Genomic DNA, 16932 nt, shown 5'->3' on the forward strand with positions numbered 1-16932 from the left:
TTATCCGCTGCTGTTGAGAAACCGGGTTTTTCTCGCGTTTACTTCGTACCAGGCAGCCGCCGCCCAAAAACTCGGTTTCTAGGCCTCGTCCAAGCTTACGGTGTCAGCAACTTTGCATCTCCCGGCTGCGGCTGCGGTGTTTCGGGGGAAGTCTCGCGCCCTTCGGGTTTTTGGCCCGCCGCCGGTGCGCGCGATGACCCGGAATTTTCCGTAAAAACATCCACCAAAGCTTGAACCAAAGCATCCCGCTGTTTTCTATTTAAACTTTGAATAGCAGTGCGATCGCGTTCCATCGGATTCGATCGCAAAACGTCTTTTCCCGGATACACGCCTTCCACCAAATAATCGGGAGTCGCCCCCAGATAGTCAGCTAAACTCAGCTTCCAATCAAAACGGTAATTCGGCGGCCGTCCTTTGACAAACACGTGATATCGAATCAAGCGCCCGACTAAAGTATTGTTGGGATCGACTTTTCCAGTTTCCTTAGAAATGTAGTTATTCTCGATCGGGAAATCGGGCAATTTTTCATATACAAATTTCCAAGCATCTTGCACCCTCAATTGCTGTGGTGCAGATCGCCCCGCAACCAACCGCACAGACGCAGAACTCCCCAACAGCGAAGGTTCCACCGCCGACACACTTAATTTACCCGATTCCAATACCCCACTCAAAAGCGTGAAAATCGCCACACTCAAAGTAACTAACAGAAAACTTAAGCCCAGCTTGAATTTCTTTTTCACAGTTTTGACAATTTCAAAAATAGAATAATTTCATAAATAAACCTAATTTATCGCCCATCCACGCCATTCTAGTTTGAGAAAGTTTTGAGTTTTGAGTTAACAAAAATTGCTGGCAATTCAACACTCAAAACCCAAAACTGCCGAAGTTTAGATGTCTCCGATAATTTCCGGCTGAGTCAGTTCATCCGACATCTCAAATATCGCCCGCATCACAGGCTTCATCATTTGAGTGTCATCCATATTCTCGAAATCTTCATAGCGGCGGCGTTTGGCGCGATTCGCCACCTGCACCGTGATCCGATAGCGGTTGGATGCAGCACCGATCAACTCTTCCGCCCGACGGGTTAGCTGAGTTGAATCGAAGGTTGGACGCTTAACCATGAGATTACCTACTTTATCTAATGTTACATTCTAGTCTAGTATGCGAAGATTCAAAATTACTAACTGAGTATCATTGCTTATGCAGGCAACAACAGCCTATTCCTTTGGTCACTTGCATCGGGTAAATTCTCATCCCCTCAAATTGGTTGCTTTCGGCGACAGCTTAATCTACGGTTTTGGCGACGGTGTAGGCGGTGGTTGGGTGGAAAGATTGCGGCGCCAGTGGATGTTAACGGAGAGCGCAGGACACGTTTTATACAATTTGGGCGTTCGGGGCGATCGCACCTATCAAGTCGCCCAGCGCCTCGAAAACGAGTTTCGGCACCGCGGCGAGCTCAGAAACCGCGTCCCCGATGCGATTATTCTTTCCGTAGGCCTCAACGATTCGGCGAGGGTGCAGTCGCCTACCGGGCGCAGTTATACTGATTTTGAACATTTTAAAACTGTTTTGGATAATTTGTTAAACCTATCCCAACAACTTTGTCCAGTGATATTTGTCGGGATGGTGCCTGTGGATGAAAGTAAAATGCCTTTTCAAGATTGTTTGTACTACAATCACGCCGACCAATATCGCTATAAAGAAGCCACAAAGTTAGCTTGTTTGGAACGGGGAATTCCTTATTTAGATATTTTTGATAAATGGATCGATCGTGGTAATATTTGGTGGCGTTCTTGTCTGACTGCGGACGGTCTTCATCCCAATGCAGCGGGCTATCAATCTTTATTTGAAGATGTGACAAGTTGGGAACCGCTACTCGCGATCGGTCATTAGTCATTGGTCATTGGTCATCAGGGCTAACTTTCCCGGCATTCTGAATGGGCGCTTAGCCTCTAGATTGAGCGAAATTGACCTGAATTGCACCGCTCAAGCGGAAGATTATCAAGCGAAAACTCAAGAAATACTAAAAAGTAACAATCGGTACTTAAAATGGCAAAATCATCCAAAAATTCCCCAGTTAGTCTAGATGCACTTATTCCCCGAGAAGCATTTGAAATTAAAGATCAGTCCGAACGCAATATGGGAAGAAGTATCCTCACTATAGGTATTCGCGATCTAGAACAAAGTTCTTTTTTCTATCCGTTTTTGCGAAAACCGGATTTTCAAAGAGAAACTAATGAATGGGATGCAGCAAAAATTTGCGAGTTTATTGAAAGTTTTTTAGATGGAGATTTAATTCCTGCAGTTATTCTTTGGCGAGGTAGTAGCCACTATTTTGTTGTTGATGGTTCTCATCGACTGAGTTCGTTACTTGCTTGGATTAATGATGATTATGGGGATGGTAAGATTTCTAAACAATTTTATGACGGCAACGTCACAGACGAACAAAAAGAGGCAGCCAAAGAAACTCGCAAACTAATTAAAGAGAAAATAGGAGCTTACAAAGATTATCAATCATTGACTTCACAAGCAGGTCAAGTTAATCCTAAAATGCTGGAAAGAACCAGGAACTTAGGAGCATCAGCGATTTCACTTCAATGGGTTGAAGGCGATGCTAGGAAAGCGGAGGAATCTTTTTTCAAAATCAACCAGAAAGCAGCCCCGATTAGCGAGACTGAGATGAGGTTGCTACAAGCACGTAAAACACCTAATGGTGTGGCTGCGCGTGCGATCGTGAGAAGTGGTAATGGCCATAAATATTGGTCGAGTTTCTCTGAAGATAAACAGGATGAGATTGAAGTAGTAGCCCAAGAAATACACCAACTTATATTTCAGCCCAAACTGTCAAATCCAATTAAAACATTAGACGTACCCATTGTGGGGAATCTTTCATCTTCGGATAAGCTGGAATTGATTTTAGAATTTATAAATATTGTCAATAACATATTAGACGATAATCAGTTGGGAGAAGATTCAACAGGCGAGCAAACTATTGAGCTACTAAAGAAGTGCAAAAAAGTCGCTCAAAGAATTAATAGCGGCGATCCTTCATCTCTCGGTTTACATCCACTTGTATACTTTTACACTCAACAAGGAAAACCCAAAATTGGTTCATTCTATGGGATCGTCAGTTTAATTTTACATTTACAAGAGACTAAATCATGGTCTAAATTGATAAAGGTCAGAAAAGACTTTGAATGGGTAATTTGGAATTATGATATGGTTCCACAACTTGTTGCAAAGAAGAGTGACGCATTACAAGCTAGAGAACTCGTCAGAGACTTCTACTTACAAGTGATTAATAAGTTGTCAGAAGGTAGAGATAAAAAAAATATTATCACAGAAATAAAATCTGGCGATAAAAAATTTGCCACTCTGAAAATTCCAAAGAAAGCCGACAATGGTGAAATTCAAAGTAAAGAATTTTCTCGCGAAACCAAGGCATCTGCTTTTATCAGACAGGCTCTACCGGGCTGCCCAGATTGTAAAATTTGTGGAGGATATCTTCCTACCCGATTTAACAGTATCGACCATATCAAAAGAAAAGCTGAGGGGGGTTTAGGAACTTTAAAGAACGCACAATTAACTCACCCATACTGCAATACTACCTATAAAAATTGAAAAAAATGTGTGTTCGATTTAATCTCTAGCCAAGATATTGTGATCGCCGATACTTAAATTTTAGCGAGAGGCTATTACTTTTTTGTTAAATCAATCTCATGCCATTTGGTATGCACTCACGAGCGCATATCAAGCGGCTTTATCCGTAAATCCTGTTAATTGCAGACACAAGGTAGATAAGGGAGATAAGGAACATAAGGCTTTTAAGGAGTTTAAGCATTTTTAAATCTACACATCGGCTTCAAAATATTTATTTTAAAAGACCCTATCTTCCCCTCGCCACAAATAAAAGCATTCCATAATAGTTACATAACTGAGGAAAAGAGTAAGTTAGGCAGAAATCAATCAGCCTAAAATAAGCTTACTTATCCTTAATAAAAAATTTGTGTAAACTGGAGAATCAAAAAATGTCTGTTTTTCAACGCATCAAATTCGGCACATCTGTTTTATTAACATTGGGAACCGTTGCTGGAACCGTAGCGCCTATCCTAAATCCCGCGCCTGCTTTTGCTCAAACAGCTTTTTCGGATGTTAATAATAACTATTGGGCAAAAGACTTTATTCAAGATTTGTCAGAAAGAGGAATTATCAAAGGATTTCCCGATCGCACTTTCCGCCCGGATGCACTGGTAACGCGGGCTGAATTCGCGGCAATGATCCGTTCTGTGAAAAAGGCGAAAACTCGCGGTGCTGTAGGGTTTGCCGATGTTCCGTCTAATTTTTGGGCAAGCGGGGCGATCGCAGAAGCTTATGAAATGGGATGGATGTCTGGCTATCCCGGCAATGTGTTCAGGCCGATGCAGCAAATTCCTCGCGTGCAAGTTGTAGTCGCTTTAAATAACGGACTTGGGTATGAGCCTACTTGTAATTTTCAAGATGTTCTCAGCTACTATAATGATGCGGGTGAGATTCAAAGTTATGCTGTAAAAAGTGTGGCTGCTGCTACTGAAAAACAGTTGGTTGTCAGCTATCCCAATCCTAAATCTCTGAAACCAAATCAGTCGGCTACGCGGGCGGAAGTCGCTGCTTTTATCTATCAAACATTAGTCAGTACCAATCAAGCAAAAGCAATTCATTCTCCTTATATTGCTAAGATTAATGTTAGCGATTCTGTGGCTGTGAAAATTCCTAGTGGGGTGACTATTCCTATCGAATACGCCAAAGGCAAGATTTTGCTCGCCCCCAATGACAAGTCTCCGATTACTCTGACTGTGGCTGCGGATATCACAGGGAGTAATGGCAAAGTCCTGATACCCGAAGGCTCGAAAATTAGCGGCGAATTGCGATCGACTGCTGCGGGCGTTCAGTTTGTGGCCCAAGAATTAAGTATCATCAACGGTAGCAGAGTGCCTCTGAATGCTACTTCGCAAGTGATTACTCGGAAAGAAAGTGTGACTAAGGGCGTGAATGTTGGTAATCTGATTAAGAATACGGCTTTGGGTGCAGCAGCGGCGGCGGCGATTGCAGGAGTTACGGGCGATCGGGCGATCGCAACTGAAGAGGTACTAGGTGGCGCGGGAGTCGGGACTTTAGTCGGAGTCTTTTTGGGGCGAGATAAAGTTGATTTATATGCTGTTAATCCTGATACTGATTTAAATTTGCTGTTGAATTCTGACTTGGTATTTGGCACTGCAAACACAGGCATTTGTAGCACTCGATAGAAGGAAGTTCGGCAGCGGATTTTGTAACGGATTTAACGGATTTAACGGATGTCAGTGACGCACGCTGATCTCAGAAACCCGGTTTCTTTGTAGATTTTTTGTTACTAAACCCAAAACTCGTAGAAACCGGGTTTCTAGGCTAAGAGTGCAGAATTCCTATAAGTGGAAAATTCTACGGACATCCTAAACTTTCTCGCGTAGAAACTCCCGTCACGGGATTGACACCATCTGCTTTTTCGCACATCATTGTTACTTGATAAGCGTCGATAATCGCGTCTGTAAAATCAGCGCCGGAAATTGCCGCATCAAAAAACCGAGTTCGAGTCATAATTGCTTCGGTGAAATTAGCATTCGTCAAATTAGCGCCATCAAATGTAATTCTATCTGCCAAAGCACCGGAGAGATTCGCACCTGACAAGTTGGCCTTCCACAAAACTCCCTTAGTCAAAATCGCATTGGTTAAATCTGCGCCTTGAAAGTTGGTTCCCCGCATCTCAGCAGCGACGAATGTTCCGCCCGCTAAGTCAGAATTGGAAAAATCGCGATCGGACAAATTAATATTTGTATAATTAATAATTTTTTTCGGTAGCGCAAATGCCGGAGTAGCGCTCAACATTACCCATCCAAAGGCTAACACTACACTTAAAATTAGGCTCAGCAAAACTCGGAATACACTTTTCATAGATTTTTTACTCATGGTATTTGACTGATGATTAAGTTACAAATAGACATTACATGGGTCGGGCGGGTTTTGCACTCATTAACTCGCTTTTACCAGAGATTCTACGCTTAACTCGCCCCTACAATTTACCGCGAAATAAATATTTTTTGCGCTTACCTACTTAATGACTAATGACTAATGACTAATGACTAATGACTAATGACTAATGACCACTGACTACTGATTAATTAAAATCGCTTTACTAAATCTTCGCCGACGCGAAGTGTCAAGTCAGACTCGATTTCACCAGTAGAAGATGCTTCAATTTTACCGTCGCCTAGCGCTTTTTGCAGGAGATTTGCTGCTTCTAAATCGCCTTGCTGTACAATAATTTGACTTTGACGCTGCTTGTCGGGCCAATCCTGCACTACAGATACACTAGAAAAGCCCTTTTTTGTGAGAAATTCAGCGACTTTTTTGGCGGTTTTCGGGTTGCTAGAAGCGTTTTGGACGGCGATTTTGAGGTTGCTGGGCAAAATGGACTGGCTGGGATTGCGAAATCGCCCTTGGGCAAAATCGGGTACGCTTTGCTTGAAATATTGTGTCATAATCCGATCGCGCCCAGCAACATCTAAAATCCAATAACTCCTCAAATCCCCTTGTGCTGAACTCGAACGTCCGGGCAACATCACCATTTTAAAATTATCTCGCTCCAATTGCAAACCGAAATTTGCGATCGTCAATATTTCCTCAAAATTTAGGTTTGTATCCACATATTTTTGCATCAATCGCACAATTTGTGGCAAGCGCACCCATACTGATGGACTGGCGAGGCGGTTCCGAATAGCTTGAATTAAAGATTGCTGCCGCTGAATACGGCCGATATCTCCCAAACCGTCGTTGCGAAATCGAGCAAATTGTTCTGCTTGTTCTCCGTTGAGAGTTTGCCATCCCTGTGCTAAGTTTATTTTTAACTTTTGGGCGGTATCTGTATAGGACATCGCGCGAGGTACAAATACCTCAAGGCCGCCCAACAAATCGACTAATTCCCGAAACGCACCGCTGCTGATTCGCACGTATCTTTCAATAGTCGCATTGTTCAGGATACTGCTAATTAATCGCGTCGCCAAAGCTGCTCCTCCTCTGGCATTAGCTTCATTAATTTTGCTGAAGCGAATTCCGGGAATTTCAACTTTTGTATCTCGCGGAATTGAAAGCAAACTAATAGATTTATCTCTTGGATCGATGTGAAATAAGAGTATTGTATCGCTGCGACCGTTAAAAATTTCACGGGAATTGGCTGATGCTTCCGGCACGCGGTCAATTCCCAGAATCAAGATATTCACAGGCCGCGATAGACGGTATCCAGATGGCTGGGATGATGTATAGTTAAAGCCTGTAATATCTAGGACTTTGCTAATAATTGGCGGTTCCACGGGGGCTAAGAGGGCGGTAATTGCCCCAATTGCTGCGGAGATGGCTGCTATGAAAATTAGCAAAAAGAGCCAAAATACATACAGGGCTAATTTAGGCTTTTTTCTAGTTTCGCGATCGACTGGTTTAAGAAAGTTTCTTTTAAAGATTGACAAGTTTTTCATTGACTTGCTGTTGATTATTGCAGTTTTTCAGCTTTGCAGTAAAACTTGGGCGGTGCTTCTGCAAAGTATTTGAACAAAGCCGGACACAGCCAGCCTTCCATATTTTGGGTTTCCCACCGATACCAGTTACCGCCGTATTCTGCTTTAAACCACAGCATTTCTGCTTGATATCCGGGAAATGGATTGGCTGAGAATAAAAGTCGGAAACCTCGATCGGCATTGGGAATGTCTGCGACGAGCAGGTTAATCATTTCGGGGACGCCCTGAACAAATGGTTCTTGGATAAGTCCGGCTCGCTCGTCGTCAAAAACCCAGGTGTACTGTTCACGATAGGGGTAAATTACCATCATGGCATTTGACATCGTATTCTCCTCTTTTCATTTCGTTTATTTGGGCTGGGAAATGTGATTCTGAATACATTATATTCTCCAAACTGCTTCGTAGTCAGGACTTTAGTCATTATTTATTGATGGGAAGAAGACTGAAGTCCTCACTACGAACCTCTGAATGTTTGTAGTTGGGTGTTATGTTTTTTGAATGGGATTTCCCGCTGAAATTCCCGTAAGCTCAACTAGCGCCTTAGCCAAATATTCATATTGCGGCAAAGTATTGTAAAACTGAGCTGAAATTCTCACCAACCGCTTGCTAGTATCCGGCCAAGGAATCACCGGTACTTCAATTCTAAAAATCTGCCACAGCGCCTCTTGCAAGGGTGGAATTCCTCCCTTTGCAACTGCATCAGATTTGTCATCTAGCAGTGGTACAACAGCCATAGAACCCACCATTTCATCAGGACAAGGCAGTGGCAAATCTAATTTATCTGCTAATATCTGTCTACCAGCCAATGCTAAAGTATGATTTTTTGCCATCAATTCTGGCCAGCCACCGCTCAACAAAGAACCCATAAAATTAATAGCTACAGGTACGCACAAATAGGGACTTGGATCGACTGTTCCCATCCAGTCAAATTCTAGTTGAAAGCGCGATTTGTCAGCGCGCGGTGAGTTTGCCCCGTGACTGATGGTAGTTGGCCGAATGCCATCTTGTTTGTCGCGCCGCACGTACAGAAAAGCCGCACCTTTCGGGGCGCACAGCCATTTGTGGCAATTTCCTGTATAGTAAGCTGCGCCAATTTCTTCTAAATTCAGTGCTACCATTCCGGGCGCGTGAGCTCCGTCTACTAATACATCTACGCCGCGATCACCTAATTCGCTGACTAACTGTTTGATGGGAAAAATTAAACCTGTTTGGCTGACAATGTGGTCTAGTAAGGCTAATTTTGTTTGCGGGGAAACGCATTTAATTATGGCTGCAATAATTTGTTCTGGCGATTCAATTGGAAATGGTATTTCTGCGACTATCACTTTAGCGCCTGTGCGCTCTGCTATGAAATCAAGTGTGTTGCGGCAGGCGTTGTATTCCTGATTTGTGGTTAGCAATTCGTCGCCGGGAGCAAAAATTAGCGATCGCAAAACTGCATTTATTCCCGTCGTCGCATTCGGCACAAAGGCTAAATCTTGCTCATTTGCACCGATAAAGACAGCTAACTGATTTCTGGCATTATCTAACAGCGGCTCAAATTCCCGCATCAAAAAGCGCAAAGGTTCTCTTTCTAGTTGTTCTCGAAAACTGGTTTGTGCTTCCAGTACGGGAATCGGACAGGCCCCAAAGGAGCCGTGGTTGAGGAATGTTATTTCGCGATCTAGTAACCAGTGTTCGTTAATCATTAGGAAGAAGGAAGAAGGAAGAAGGAAGAAGGAAGAAGGAAGAGGGAAGAAGGAAGAAGGAAGAAGGAAGAAGGAAGAGGGAAGAGGGAAGAAGGAAGAAGGAAGAGGGAAGAGGAAAATAAATATTACCAATTACCAATTACCAATTACCAATTACTCATTACCAATTACAGATTTTAACTTGTCAAACTCTTCTAATGTATTGCAATTTGATAACATTAGTGCTTCTGTTTCCCCTACGGGTAGAGGGATTGCTTGGATTTGATTTAACCACTGTTGAAATGAACGTCCCCCTCGGTCAATAAAACTTTGTAAACAGGGGAGAGATTGTTGGCGGTAGAAGCCGCACAATGGCTCCCAGCGCGAATTCTGATAGGGCACAACTGCTAAGGTAGATGGGGGAAATGCTGTTAGCTGACTAGCCCAATTCTGAACAATCTGGGCATCTAACAAGGGCAAATCGCAAGCTAGCAGTAAAATCCATTCGGCGGCAATTTCTGTTAATCCCTGAGTTAATGCGACTAAGGGCCCGGAGCCCGGATTGTACTCTAGCAGAAATTGGGATTGTTGGGTTAAGGTCGATCGATAGCGATCGGGCCAAGCAGTCAGAACATACACTTGTGGCGTTACAACTGCTGCAACCTCACACGCCCGCTGCAATAGGCTTTTACCCTCAATTTCCAGCAGAGCTTTATCTCTACCCATCCGCGAACTTTGACCGCCTGCGAGCACAATTACTGCAATTTTATGGTTAGTCATTGGTCATTGGTCATTGGTCATTGGGCATTGGGCATTGGGCATTGGGCATTGGGCGAAGCGAAGCGGAGGGATTGGGCATTGGGCGAAGCGAAGCGGAGGGATTGGGCATTGGTGATTGGTCATTGGTCATTGGTCATTAGTGCTATCCCCGCTCGCGAACCTTATCATTAGTCACAAAGAAGAAATTTTTATCATTGTATTGTGTACAATACGCACCCAACCTGATTATTTATTCTCAATTTAAAGCACTAACTGCTTTGCTAACTTCCTCAAGTTTTTGCACGACTTGACCGCTGCTTAATAACGTTTCTGCCTCAATCAAACCAGAGTTTATATCCAAACAAACTCCGCTGCGCCACAGATAAAATCCACCGTTCCAGATAGCCGACTGCATCAATTCTGAGGGTTTTCCTAGCAAAACTTCCTGCATTTGTTTGAATAACTCAGATGCTGATTCAAAGGCGGGATTTGTGCTGCTAAAACCGTAATCTCCGTGGGCTAAAAGCATTCGCTCGAACTCGGCACCCGGTTTAGCAATGCCGATAATTGCAGTCCGATCGCGCGGCAAGTCGCAACTTCCCTCCAATCCCTTGACTGTGGTATAATTTTTGACTCCCCGCAACTCAAAGGCTGTTTGAAACATACCTTCTGTCGGCGGGTGCACGTAGCCGGAGATGACATTAACGTCGCCGGCGCAGGGACACCACATCAACTCCATTGTCGAAAAAGGTGGCCGTTTGCCGATTTCGCGGCGGTAGGGAACTAAACTCGCGGCTTGAGGAAAATGCTTGGGAAGGTAAACAAAACCTAAACCGGTACTGTCAAAAACTTGCTGGACTTTTTCTAAACTAAGTTTTCTCCAGTCAACTCCCAAACCACGCCAAATTTCAATCAGGGGAATGCCTTCTTTGGTTGGCGTGATATCTCCCCCGTGCATGACGGTTGGGACGCCAGAGGCGGCTAATATTAGGGCGGTTAAAGGGCTAATTGGAGCGGTGCGCGATCGCCCGTCGTAGGCAACGCCAAACACTGCCACGCTAGAGACGGCAAACCCTTTTTCTCGGTTGGGAGGGGCCAGAATCGGCCCCAATTCTTCATACGCATCGAGCATTCCGGCTAATTCTTCGCCGGTGGGCCGTTTGATGCGGTGGGAAATCATGAAAGCTCCGATTTGAGCTGGTGTGGCTTCTCCCAGTAGCATCATCCGCGTGGCTGCTGCTGCTTGCGATCGAGTTAGGTTTTCTCCTGTGTGTACTCCGCTGCCAATTTTTCGCAGCAATTCTCTAAATGCGTCACTCATAATTCTTGAAGTTGGTAATTGGGCATTGGGCATTGGGCATTAGTCATTAGTCATTAGTCATTGGTCATTAGTCATTGGTAACGCCCTAAAATCTCAAATCTCAAATCTCAAATCTCAAATCTCAAATCTAAAATGGTATTAACTTCCTGATTTTTCTACCTTGATGACATCAACTGGTGGCACAAATTCGCGTACCAGATTCCAGAAATGGGCGATCGGCGGAATTTGCATTCGATCGTGTGTTGTCACTAACACGACTTCGCGAGTCCAAGTCGGATAGATCGCCGATTTTCCGTTAGCGAAGCCCTCGAAGAGGATCGCCGAAACCTTTAAATTTGCGCTTTCTTGGGCGATCGGCCGAATTGCTAAAGTGCGATCGTCCCTAGCGTCTAGCAAAGCTGAATGTGGCAGCAAAGCAATCAATTCTCCCTGGCGCACCACACCTCGAAAAGCATCGAGAGTGTTGAGTTCCAAAACAGCATGAAGTTTAGCACCGATGCGTCCGAATTGTTCTTGCACCATGCGCTGCATTCCGTACCCGTCCTTAAATACCACTTGCGGGTAACAAATCAATTCCGGCCAAGGTACTCGATCGTACTGGGCGAGGGGATGAGCCGCTGCCATCAATACCTCGATCGGCTCATTGTAGAGCACCTCAACCAACATTTCCGGGGCTTGAGTAAAATAGCGGTTGTTCATCACCACCGCGATGTCCACCAAACCGTCTTTGAGAACTTTCAAAGCTCGATCGCTCCCCAGCGATGTCACCCGCAACTGCACGTTAGGATAGTCGTGGCAAAACCTTTGCAGCACAGGCGGCAAATAAGCAGCGCAAACCGAGTGAATCGCAGCCACGCAAAGTTCTGGCTGTTTTCCCGCCAACAAGTTTCCTAATTCTTCAGTAGCATTTCGCCAAGTCTGACAGATTTTGCGAGCGTGAGGTAACAGGAGTTCCCCTCCCACAGTCAGCTTGGCGTAGGCGGTGCGGTGAAACAGAGATAAACCCACTTCTGCTTCTAGTCCTTGCACTTGACGGCTAATAGTCGATTGGGTAACGCCGCATTTCCGGGCTGCTTGCTGAAAGCTACCGGTTTCAGCAACTGAAAGAAATGCTTGAAGCTGCTCTAAGCGCATGGATGTTTAATTGGAGATGGTTTCAGAAATTTGACTCGGAGATCATCAGAGAGATTAACCGATTTAGTAGAAGAATTTAGTACACCTTGATACAGGTACAGATTAGTAGACAGGATTGCATAAATCTTTGATTAATACAGGAACCGCAGATGGACACAGATGCAACCCAGATAATTTCAAGATAATTTGTAAATGAGTGCAAGAGGTCTAGTTTTGATTGTGGTGTCAGAGGCGCGGATGCTTGGCTCTACGAATTAACTTGATCTGGCAGAATTTATTCAGGCCAATTAGATTTCGATTCTCTAATTATCCAATTTTTAATCCATTTATGAGTTGGAAAATTTATCAAAAAAGCGATTTTATTAAGCTTGCTCGAAATTTTTAAATTTGTAGCTAAACAGCTTTAATGAACTGCACAGTCAAATTCGCTTCATTAATTGTGCTAACTAACTTATTTGTTGGGAAGGTTAAAACTCAATAAATAGCATTTCTTATGGGACATCTTTGACTCTTATAGTACCTCGCTATTCCTATTGTTGTCAATAAGTGTCCGAATATTGCCGCCTGAATGAAACCTCCGATGAACTTTCATCCTCTACCTAAAATCACTGTTATTTTCTGTTGGTTTTTGTATAAACTAGGAATTGGCGGGTCAGCAAGACAAGTGCAAGTAGGATCGATCGCACAGGAAAGGCGAAATGCTGCAATTATCTCTAAAGATTATGTCATTTAACTACAAATTTATTCCCCAAGATGGATTGGAAGAGTGGCAACCTCAGTTAATGGGACTGCACGCGGTCAGCGATTTGTTAATTGCCTTGTCCTATTATTCAATTCCAGCGATGCTGATATACTACTTTGCCCGGAAGCAGCATGATGTGCTTTTGAGCAAAGGGTTTATCCTATTGGGAGCGTGGTTTTTCTGCGGCGGGACAACTCACCTGATGCAAGTTTGGATGCTGGTGCATCCCAGCTACTTGCTCTCAAGTTCGATCGCCGCCATTACCGCTATCATCTCTTTGTGGGCTGTCGCGGAACTGATGCCATCGCTTTCTCAAGTGTTGGCTGCGGCAGGGGCGACACAATTAGCAGCAAATACAGCGCTGGGAAGTGCAAAGGTCGATCGACCGCAAGCCAACTCTGCCATTAAAAATCCCGCTGCTTCCCCCACCACCGAACTCCAGCAAATTAACCAGCAATTGCTCGCAGAAATAGCGCAGCGCCAGCGAGTCGAGGAATTATCACTTGAAACTGCCCGAAAGCTGCAATCAAGCGAAGAACGCTTTCGGGCTTTTCAGGAATTATCTCTAGACGGATTTAACGTGTTCCGCAGCATTCGCGACGGCTCCACAATTGTGGATTTTGAATGGGAATACGTCAATCCCGCAGCGGCAAAAATTCAGCAGAGCACTCCTGAAGAATTAACCGGCAACCGATTGCTGCAAGTGCTGCCTGGTCATCAAGAGAGCGGTTTGTTCGATCGTTACGTGCAAGTTGTTGAAACAGGAATTCCCCTCGATACCGAGATTTCTTACAACAGCGAAGGCATAGTCGGCTGGTTTCGGATTATGACTGTTAAATTGGGCGACGGTATTGCTATTTCTTTTAGCGATATTACTAGGCGCAAGCAAGTAGAAGCATCCCTGCGCGACGCGCTGCAAAAACTGACTTCTCATTTTGAAAATACGCCTTTAGCAGTGATAGAGTGGGATGAAAATTTTCGACTCAGCGGGTGGTCTCCGGCTGCCGAGAAGATTTTTGGCTGGAAGGCGACAGAAGTTTTAGGCAAGCATTTTAGCGAATGGAACTTTATTTCAAACGGCGATGTTGAAGATGTACAATTGGCAATTGATAGTTTAAAGAACCAACAGGCTCCGTGCAATGTTGTTCACAATAGCAATTATGATAAGTCGGGTGCGCTGGTGCATTGCGAGTGGTACAATTCGGCTTTTTACAGCGATTCTGGACAGTTAATATCGATGCTGTGTCTGGTTTTGGACGTGACGGAACACTTTAAGTTTATGGAAGTGCTGCGACAGTCTGAAGAGCGGTTTAGGATTGCTGCTGAAAGTGCCAGCGATTTGATTTACGAATGGGATATCGAGACTGGTATTGTGCTGTGGTTCGGTCACGTAGATGAACATTTGGAGTACGAAAAAGGTGGATTTCCCAGGACGAGAGCAGCTTGGAACAGTATCTTGCATTCGGAAGATAGCGATCGAGTCGAGGCTGCGGTCGATCGCTATTTAAGCGCGTCAAACCGTTCTGCTACCCCATTTTTTCAGGAATACCGCGTGCAGTGCCAGGGCGGCGGCTTGCTCCACTGGATTGATCGGGGAAAAGCAGTGCTTGACAAACAAGGCCATCCCTGGAAATGGATCGGTGTGATTAGCGACATCAGCGATCGCAAACTAGCCGAAGAACAGCGGAATCTAGCCTTAGCGCGGGAACAAACCGCCCGCCGCGAAGCCGAAGCCAGCGAACATCTTTACCGCGTCCTCGCTGAAGCCATCCCGCAAATAGTTTGGACTGCTTTGCCCGACGGCTGGGTTGACTACTATAACCAACGCTGGTTTGAATACACGGCCTTGACACTAGAGGAAACTCAAGGCTGGGGGTGGCAGCCAGTTTTGCATCCAGATGACCTGGAAAATTGCCTAGAACGCTGGAATTACTCGGTGCAGACCGGGGGGACTTATGAGGTGGAATACCGCTTTAAACGGTCATCTGACGGGGCTTACCGCTGGCATCTGGGTCGGGCAGTGCCGGTGCGGGACGCTCTTGGGAACATCGTCAAGTGGTTCGGGACTTGTACAGATATTGACGATCGCCAGCGATCGGCCCAAACAGCCGATTTCCGCGCCCGATCCTTAGCTTTACTGTCCTCGGCTTCCCTCGATTACCAGGAAGCGCTGCAAGGTTTGGCAGATTTAGCAGTGCCAGGGCTGGGAGATTGGTGCTGCGTGCACTTAATCGAAGCTGACGGCTCGATCCGCTTGCAAGCAGTTGCTCACAGTGATCCGAGCAAAGTGGCTCTATTGTGGCAAATCGACCGCCGAATGCCCGTAGACCCCGATGGACGACACGGAGTAGCCAAGGTGCTGCGGACTGGGGAGTCGAAGCTTTACTCAGAAATACCGGATTGGGCGATCGAGGCCATTGTACCAGACAGGGATCTGCTGTTCGTGCTGCGATCGCAAGCCCCGCTATCAGCAATCTGCGTGCCACTGATCGCTCGCGGGCGGACTCTGGGAGCGATTTCGCTGCTGTGCGGAGAGTCCGGCCGCCGCTGCGAGCACGGCGATTTGGTTTTGCTCTCGGATTTGGCGCGGGATGTGGCGGTGGCGATCGATAATGCGCTGCTTTACCGGGAAGTTGCGGAAGCCAATCGGATTAAAGACGAGTTTTTGGCAACGCTTTCTCACGAGTTGCGGACACCTTTGAACGCGATTTTGGGCTGGGCCCAAATACTGCGGCAGCGCCAGTTGAGTGCCGAAAAAATGGCTGTGGGTTTGGAGACTATTGAGCGAAACGCGCGGTTGCAGACTCAGATGATTGAGGATTTGCTGGACGTTTCCCGGATTGTGAGCGGTAAAGTGTGTTTGAAGCTGCGCCCGGTGGATTTGGTGCCGATTCTAGAAACGGCAGTGAAGACGCTGAGTCCTGATGCTGAAGCTGGTGGAGTTGAATTGGTGAGTTTTTACGGCGAAGGGGTGAGAATTTTGAGGGGCGATGCTATTCGTTTGCAGCAGGTGGTGTGGAATTTGCTCTCGAATGCGATTAAGTTTACGCCGCCGGGGGGGCGCGTGGAAATCAGGCTCTCGGAAGAGGGGGAACCGCGATCGCCCGATAGCGCTATGTTGTCTATGTCTCCGGTTCACTCTCTGGCGATCGCCTTTAGCGATACGGGAATTGGCATCAGCAAGGAGTTTTTGCCGTTTGTGTTCGATCGCTTCCGCCAAGCTGACAGCAGTTCTACGCGCCATTACGGCGGGCTGGGACTCGGATTGGCGATCGTCCGCCATCTCGTGGAACTCCACGGTGGAACTGTCTGGGCAGAAAGTCCCGGCCCTGGACTCGGCTCGACTTTCGGGGTGCGATTGCCAATTGAGCAAAGGTGAAGTTGACATAAACGAAGATCAGACGGCGAATGGAATTCGCGTCTACAAATACAAAACCCGCCGACGCGGGTTGAAGAGTTTCCGGTTGAAATTACCAGAAAAAATTGGTTTAAAGCCGGAAACATTTGAGGGAGAAATTAAAATCAGACTATTCATTGCTTCAATCCTCGGACTTTTTTTGTCAACTTTTTTGTCAACTGTCAACTGTCAACTGTTAACTGTCAACTTTTTTGTCAACTGTCAACTGTCAACTGTCAACTGTCAACTGTTAACTAGACCTCTTGCAAAATAATTTTATGATATAATGGAAAGTTTTGCTTTACTGGATTGAATCCAAAGTCTTAACTTAT

The 16932-nt window shown here is 45.5% G+C and carries 14 protein-coding genes; 5 read left to right on the forward strand and 9 right to left on the reverse strand.

The window, feature by feature from the left end; genetic code table 11:
- Positions 1-95: 95 nt before the first annotated feature.
- Both QUB52_RS23070 and QUB52_RS23075 read right to left on the reverse strand, forming a co-directional pair.
- Positions 96-740, reverse strand: a complete 645-nt coding sequence (locus QUB52_RS23070) for a hypothetical protein (protein WP_332975285.1) — start codon at positions 738-740, stop codon at positions 96-98.
- Between the two features lie 147 nt (positions 741-887).
- Positions 888-1121, reverse strand: coding sequence for a DNA-directed RNA polymerase subunit omega (locus tag QUB52_RS23075; protein WP_106148190.1), 234 nt, complete (start codon positions 1119-1121; stop codon positions 888-890).
- Between the two features lie 79 nt (positions 1122-1200).
- Between QUB52_RS23075 and QUB52_RS23080 the strand changes: the two genes are divergently transcribed.
- From QUB52_RS23080 to QUB52_RS23090, 3 genes are all read left to right on the forward strand, one after another.
- Positions 1201-1893: a GDSL-type esterase/lipase family protein gene (locus tag QUB52_RS23080; protein WP_332975284.1), complete on the forward strand. Its 693-nt coding sequence runs from the start codon at positions 1201-1203 to the stop codon at positions 1891-1893.
- A 156-nt stretch (positions 1894-2049) separates the two neighbouring features.
- A complete protein-coding gene (locus tag QUB52_RS23085; protein WP_332975283.1) occupies positions 2050-3621 on the forward strand; it encodes an HNH endonuclease family protein in 1572 nt (523 codons plus the stop codon).
- Positions 3622-4028: 407 nt separating this feature from the next.
- Complete coding sequence (locus tag QUB52_RS23090; protein WP_332975282.1) at positions 4029-5282, forward strand: S-layer homology domain-containing protein; 1254 nt, start codon at positions 4029-4031, stop codon at positions 5280-5282.
- A 172-nt stretch (positions 5283-5454) separates the two neighbouring features.
- On the opposite strand, the gene QUB52_RS23095 is transcribed toward QUB52_RS23090, so the two are convergent.
- From QUB52_RS23095 to QUB52_RS23110, 4 genes are all read right to left on the reverse strand, one after another.
- A complete protein-coding gene (locus QUB52_RS23095; protein WP_442923226.1) occupies positions 5455-5979 on the reverse strand; it encodes a pentapeptide repeat-containing protein in 525 nt (174 codons plus the stop codon).
- Positions 5980-6191: 212 nt separating this feature from the next.
- Positions 6192-7541 carry an LCP family protein gene (locus tag QUB52_RS23100; protein ID WP_332975281.1) on the reverse strand — a complete coding sequence of 450 codons (1350 nt, stop codon included), beginning with the start codon at positions 7539-7541 and terminating at the stop codon, positions 6192-6194.
- A 14-nt stretch (positions 7542-7555) separates the two neighbouring features.
- The gene (locus QUB52_RS23105) at positions 7556-7903 is read right to left on the reverse strand and encodes a DUF6717 family protein (RefSeq protein ID WP_332975280.1); all 348 of its coding nucleotides are present in this window, start codon (positions 7901-7903) and stop codon (positions 7556-7558) included.
- A gap of 162 nt (positions 7904-8065) precedes the next feature.
- Entirely contained in the window at positions 8066-9268 is a 1203-nt protein-coding gene (locus QUB52_RS23110; RefSeq protein ID WP_332975279.1) for an aminotransferase class V-fold PLP-dependent enzyme, read from the reverse strand.
- On the opposite strand from QUB52_RS23110, the gene QUB52_RS23115 reads away from it, so the two are divergent.
- On the forward strand, positions 9222-9533 hold the full coding sequence (locus QUB52_RS23115; RefSeq protein WP_332975278.1) for a hypothetical protein: 312 nt from the start codon (positions 9222-9224) through the stop codon (positions 9531-9533). The two genes, QUB52_RS23110 and QUB52_RS23115, sit on opposite strands and share 47 nt — an antisense overlap.
- Here QUB52_RS23115 and QUB52_RS23120 read toward each other — a convergent pair.
- The 3 genes from QUB52_RS23120 to QUB52_RS23130 form a co-directional block, all read right to left on the reverse strand.
- A complete protein-coding gene (locus QUB52_RS23120) occupies positions 9422-10027 on the reverse strand; it encodes a molybdenum cofactor guanylyltransferase (protein ID WP_332975277.1) in 606 nt (201 codons plus the stop codon). The two genes, QUB52_RS23115 and QUB52_RS23120, sit on opposite strands and share 112 nt — an antisense overlap.
- Positions 10028-10262: 235 nt before the next feature.
- Positions 10263-11327: an anthranilate phosphoribosyltransferase family protein gene (locus tag QUB52_RS23125; RefSeq protein WP_332975276.1), complete on the reverse strand. Its 1065-nt coding sequence runs from the start codon at positions 11325-11327 to the stop codon at positions 10263-10265.
- Between the two features lie 138 nt (positions 11328-11465).
- Positions 11466-12461, reverse strand: a complete 996-nt coding sequence (locus QUB52_RS23130; RefSeq protein WP_332975275.1) for a LysR family transcriptional regulator — start codon at positions 12459-12461, stop codon at positions 11466-11468.
- Positions 12462-13183: 722 nt separating this feature from the next.
- Here QUB52_RS23130 and QUB52_RS23135 point away from each other — a divergent pair.
- A complete protein-coding gene (locus QUB52_RS23135; protein ID WP_332975274.1) occupies positions 13184-16582 on the forward strand; it encodes a sensor histidine kinase in 3399 nt (1132 codons plus the stop codon).
- Positions 16583-16932 lie beyond the last annotated feature (350 nt).

Source organism: Microcoleus sp. A6-C6 (assembly GCF_036705955.1).
Taxonomy (GTDB): domain Bacteria; phylum Cyanobacteriota; class Cyanobacteriia; order Cyanobacteriales; family Microcoleaceae; genus Microcoleus.

Coding starts and splice junctions, on each gene's coding strand:
- QUB52_RS23120 (WP_332975277.1), bottom strand. CDS start 10,027: ATGACTAACCATAAAATTGCAGTAATTGTGCTCGCAGGCGGTCAAAGT.
- QUB52_RS23085 (WP_332975283.1), top strand. CDS start 2,050: ATGGCAAAATCATCCAAAAATTCCCCAGTTAGTCTAGATGCACTTATT.
- QUB52_RS23110 (WP_332975279.1), bottom strand. CDS start 9,268: ATGATTAACGAACACTGGTTACTAGATCGCGAAATAACATTCCTCAAC.
- QUB52_RS23125 (WP_332975276.1), bottom strand. CDS start 11,327: ATGAGTGACGCATTTAGAGAATTGCTGCGAAAAATTGGCAGCGGAGTA.
- QUB52_RS23095 (WP_442923226.1), bottom strand. CDS start 5,979: ATGAGTAAAAAATCTATGAAAAGTGTATTCCGAGTTTTGCTGAGCCTA.
- QUB52_RS23090 (WP_332975282.1), top strand. CDS start 4,029: ATGTCTGTTTTTCAACGCATCAAATTCGGCACATCTGTTTTATTAACA.
- QUB52_RS23080 (WP_332975284.1), top strand. CDS start 1,201: ATGCAGGCAACAACAGCCTATTCCTTTGGTCACTTGCATCGGGTAAAT.
- QUB52_RS23100 (WP_332975281.1), bottom strand. CDS start 7,541: ATGAAAAACTTGTCAATCTTTAAAAGAAACTTTCTTAAACCAGTCGAT.
- QUB52_RS23130 (WP_332975275.1), bottom strand. CDS start 12,461: ATGCGCTTAGAGCAGCTTCAAGCATTTCTTTCAGTTGCTGAAACCGGT.
- QUB52_RS23105 (WP_332975280.1), bottom strand. CDS start 7,903: ATGTCAAATGCCATGATGGTAATTTACCCCTATCGTGAACAGTACACC.
- QUB52_RS23075 (WP_106148190.1), bottom strand. CDS start 1,121: ATGGTTAAGCGTCCAACCTTCGATTCAACTCAGCTAACCCGTCGGGCG.
- QUB52_RS23135 (WP_332975274.1), top strand. CDS start 13,184: ATGTCATTTAACTACAAATTTATTCCCCAAGATGGATTGGAAGAGTGG.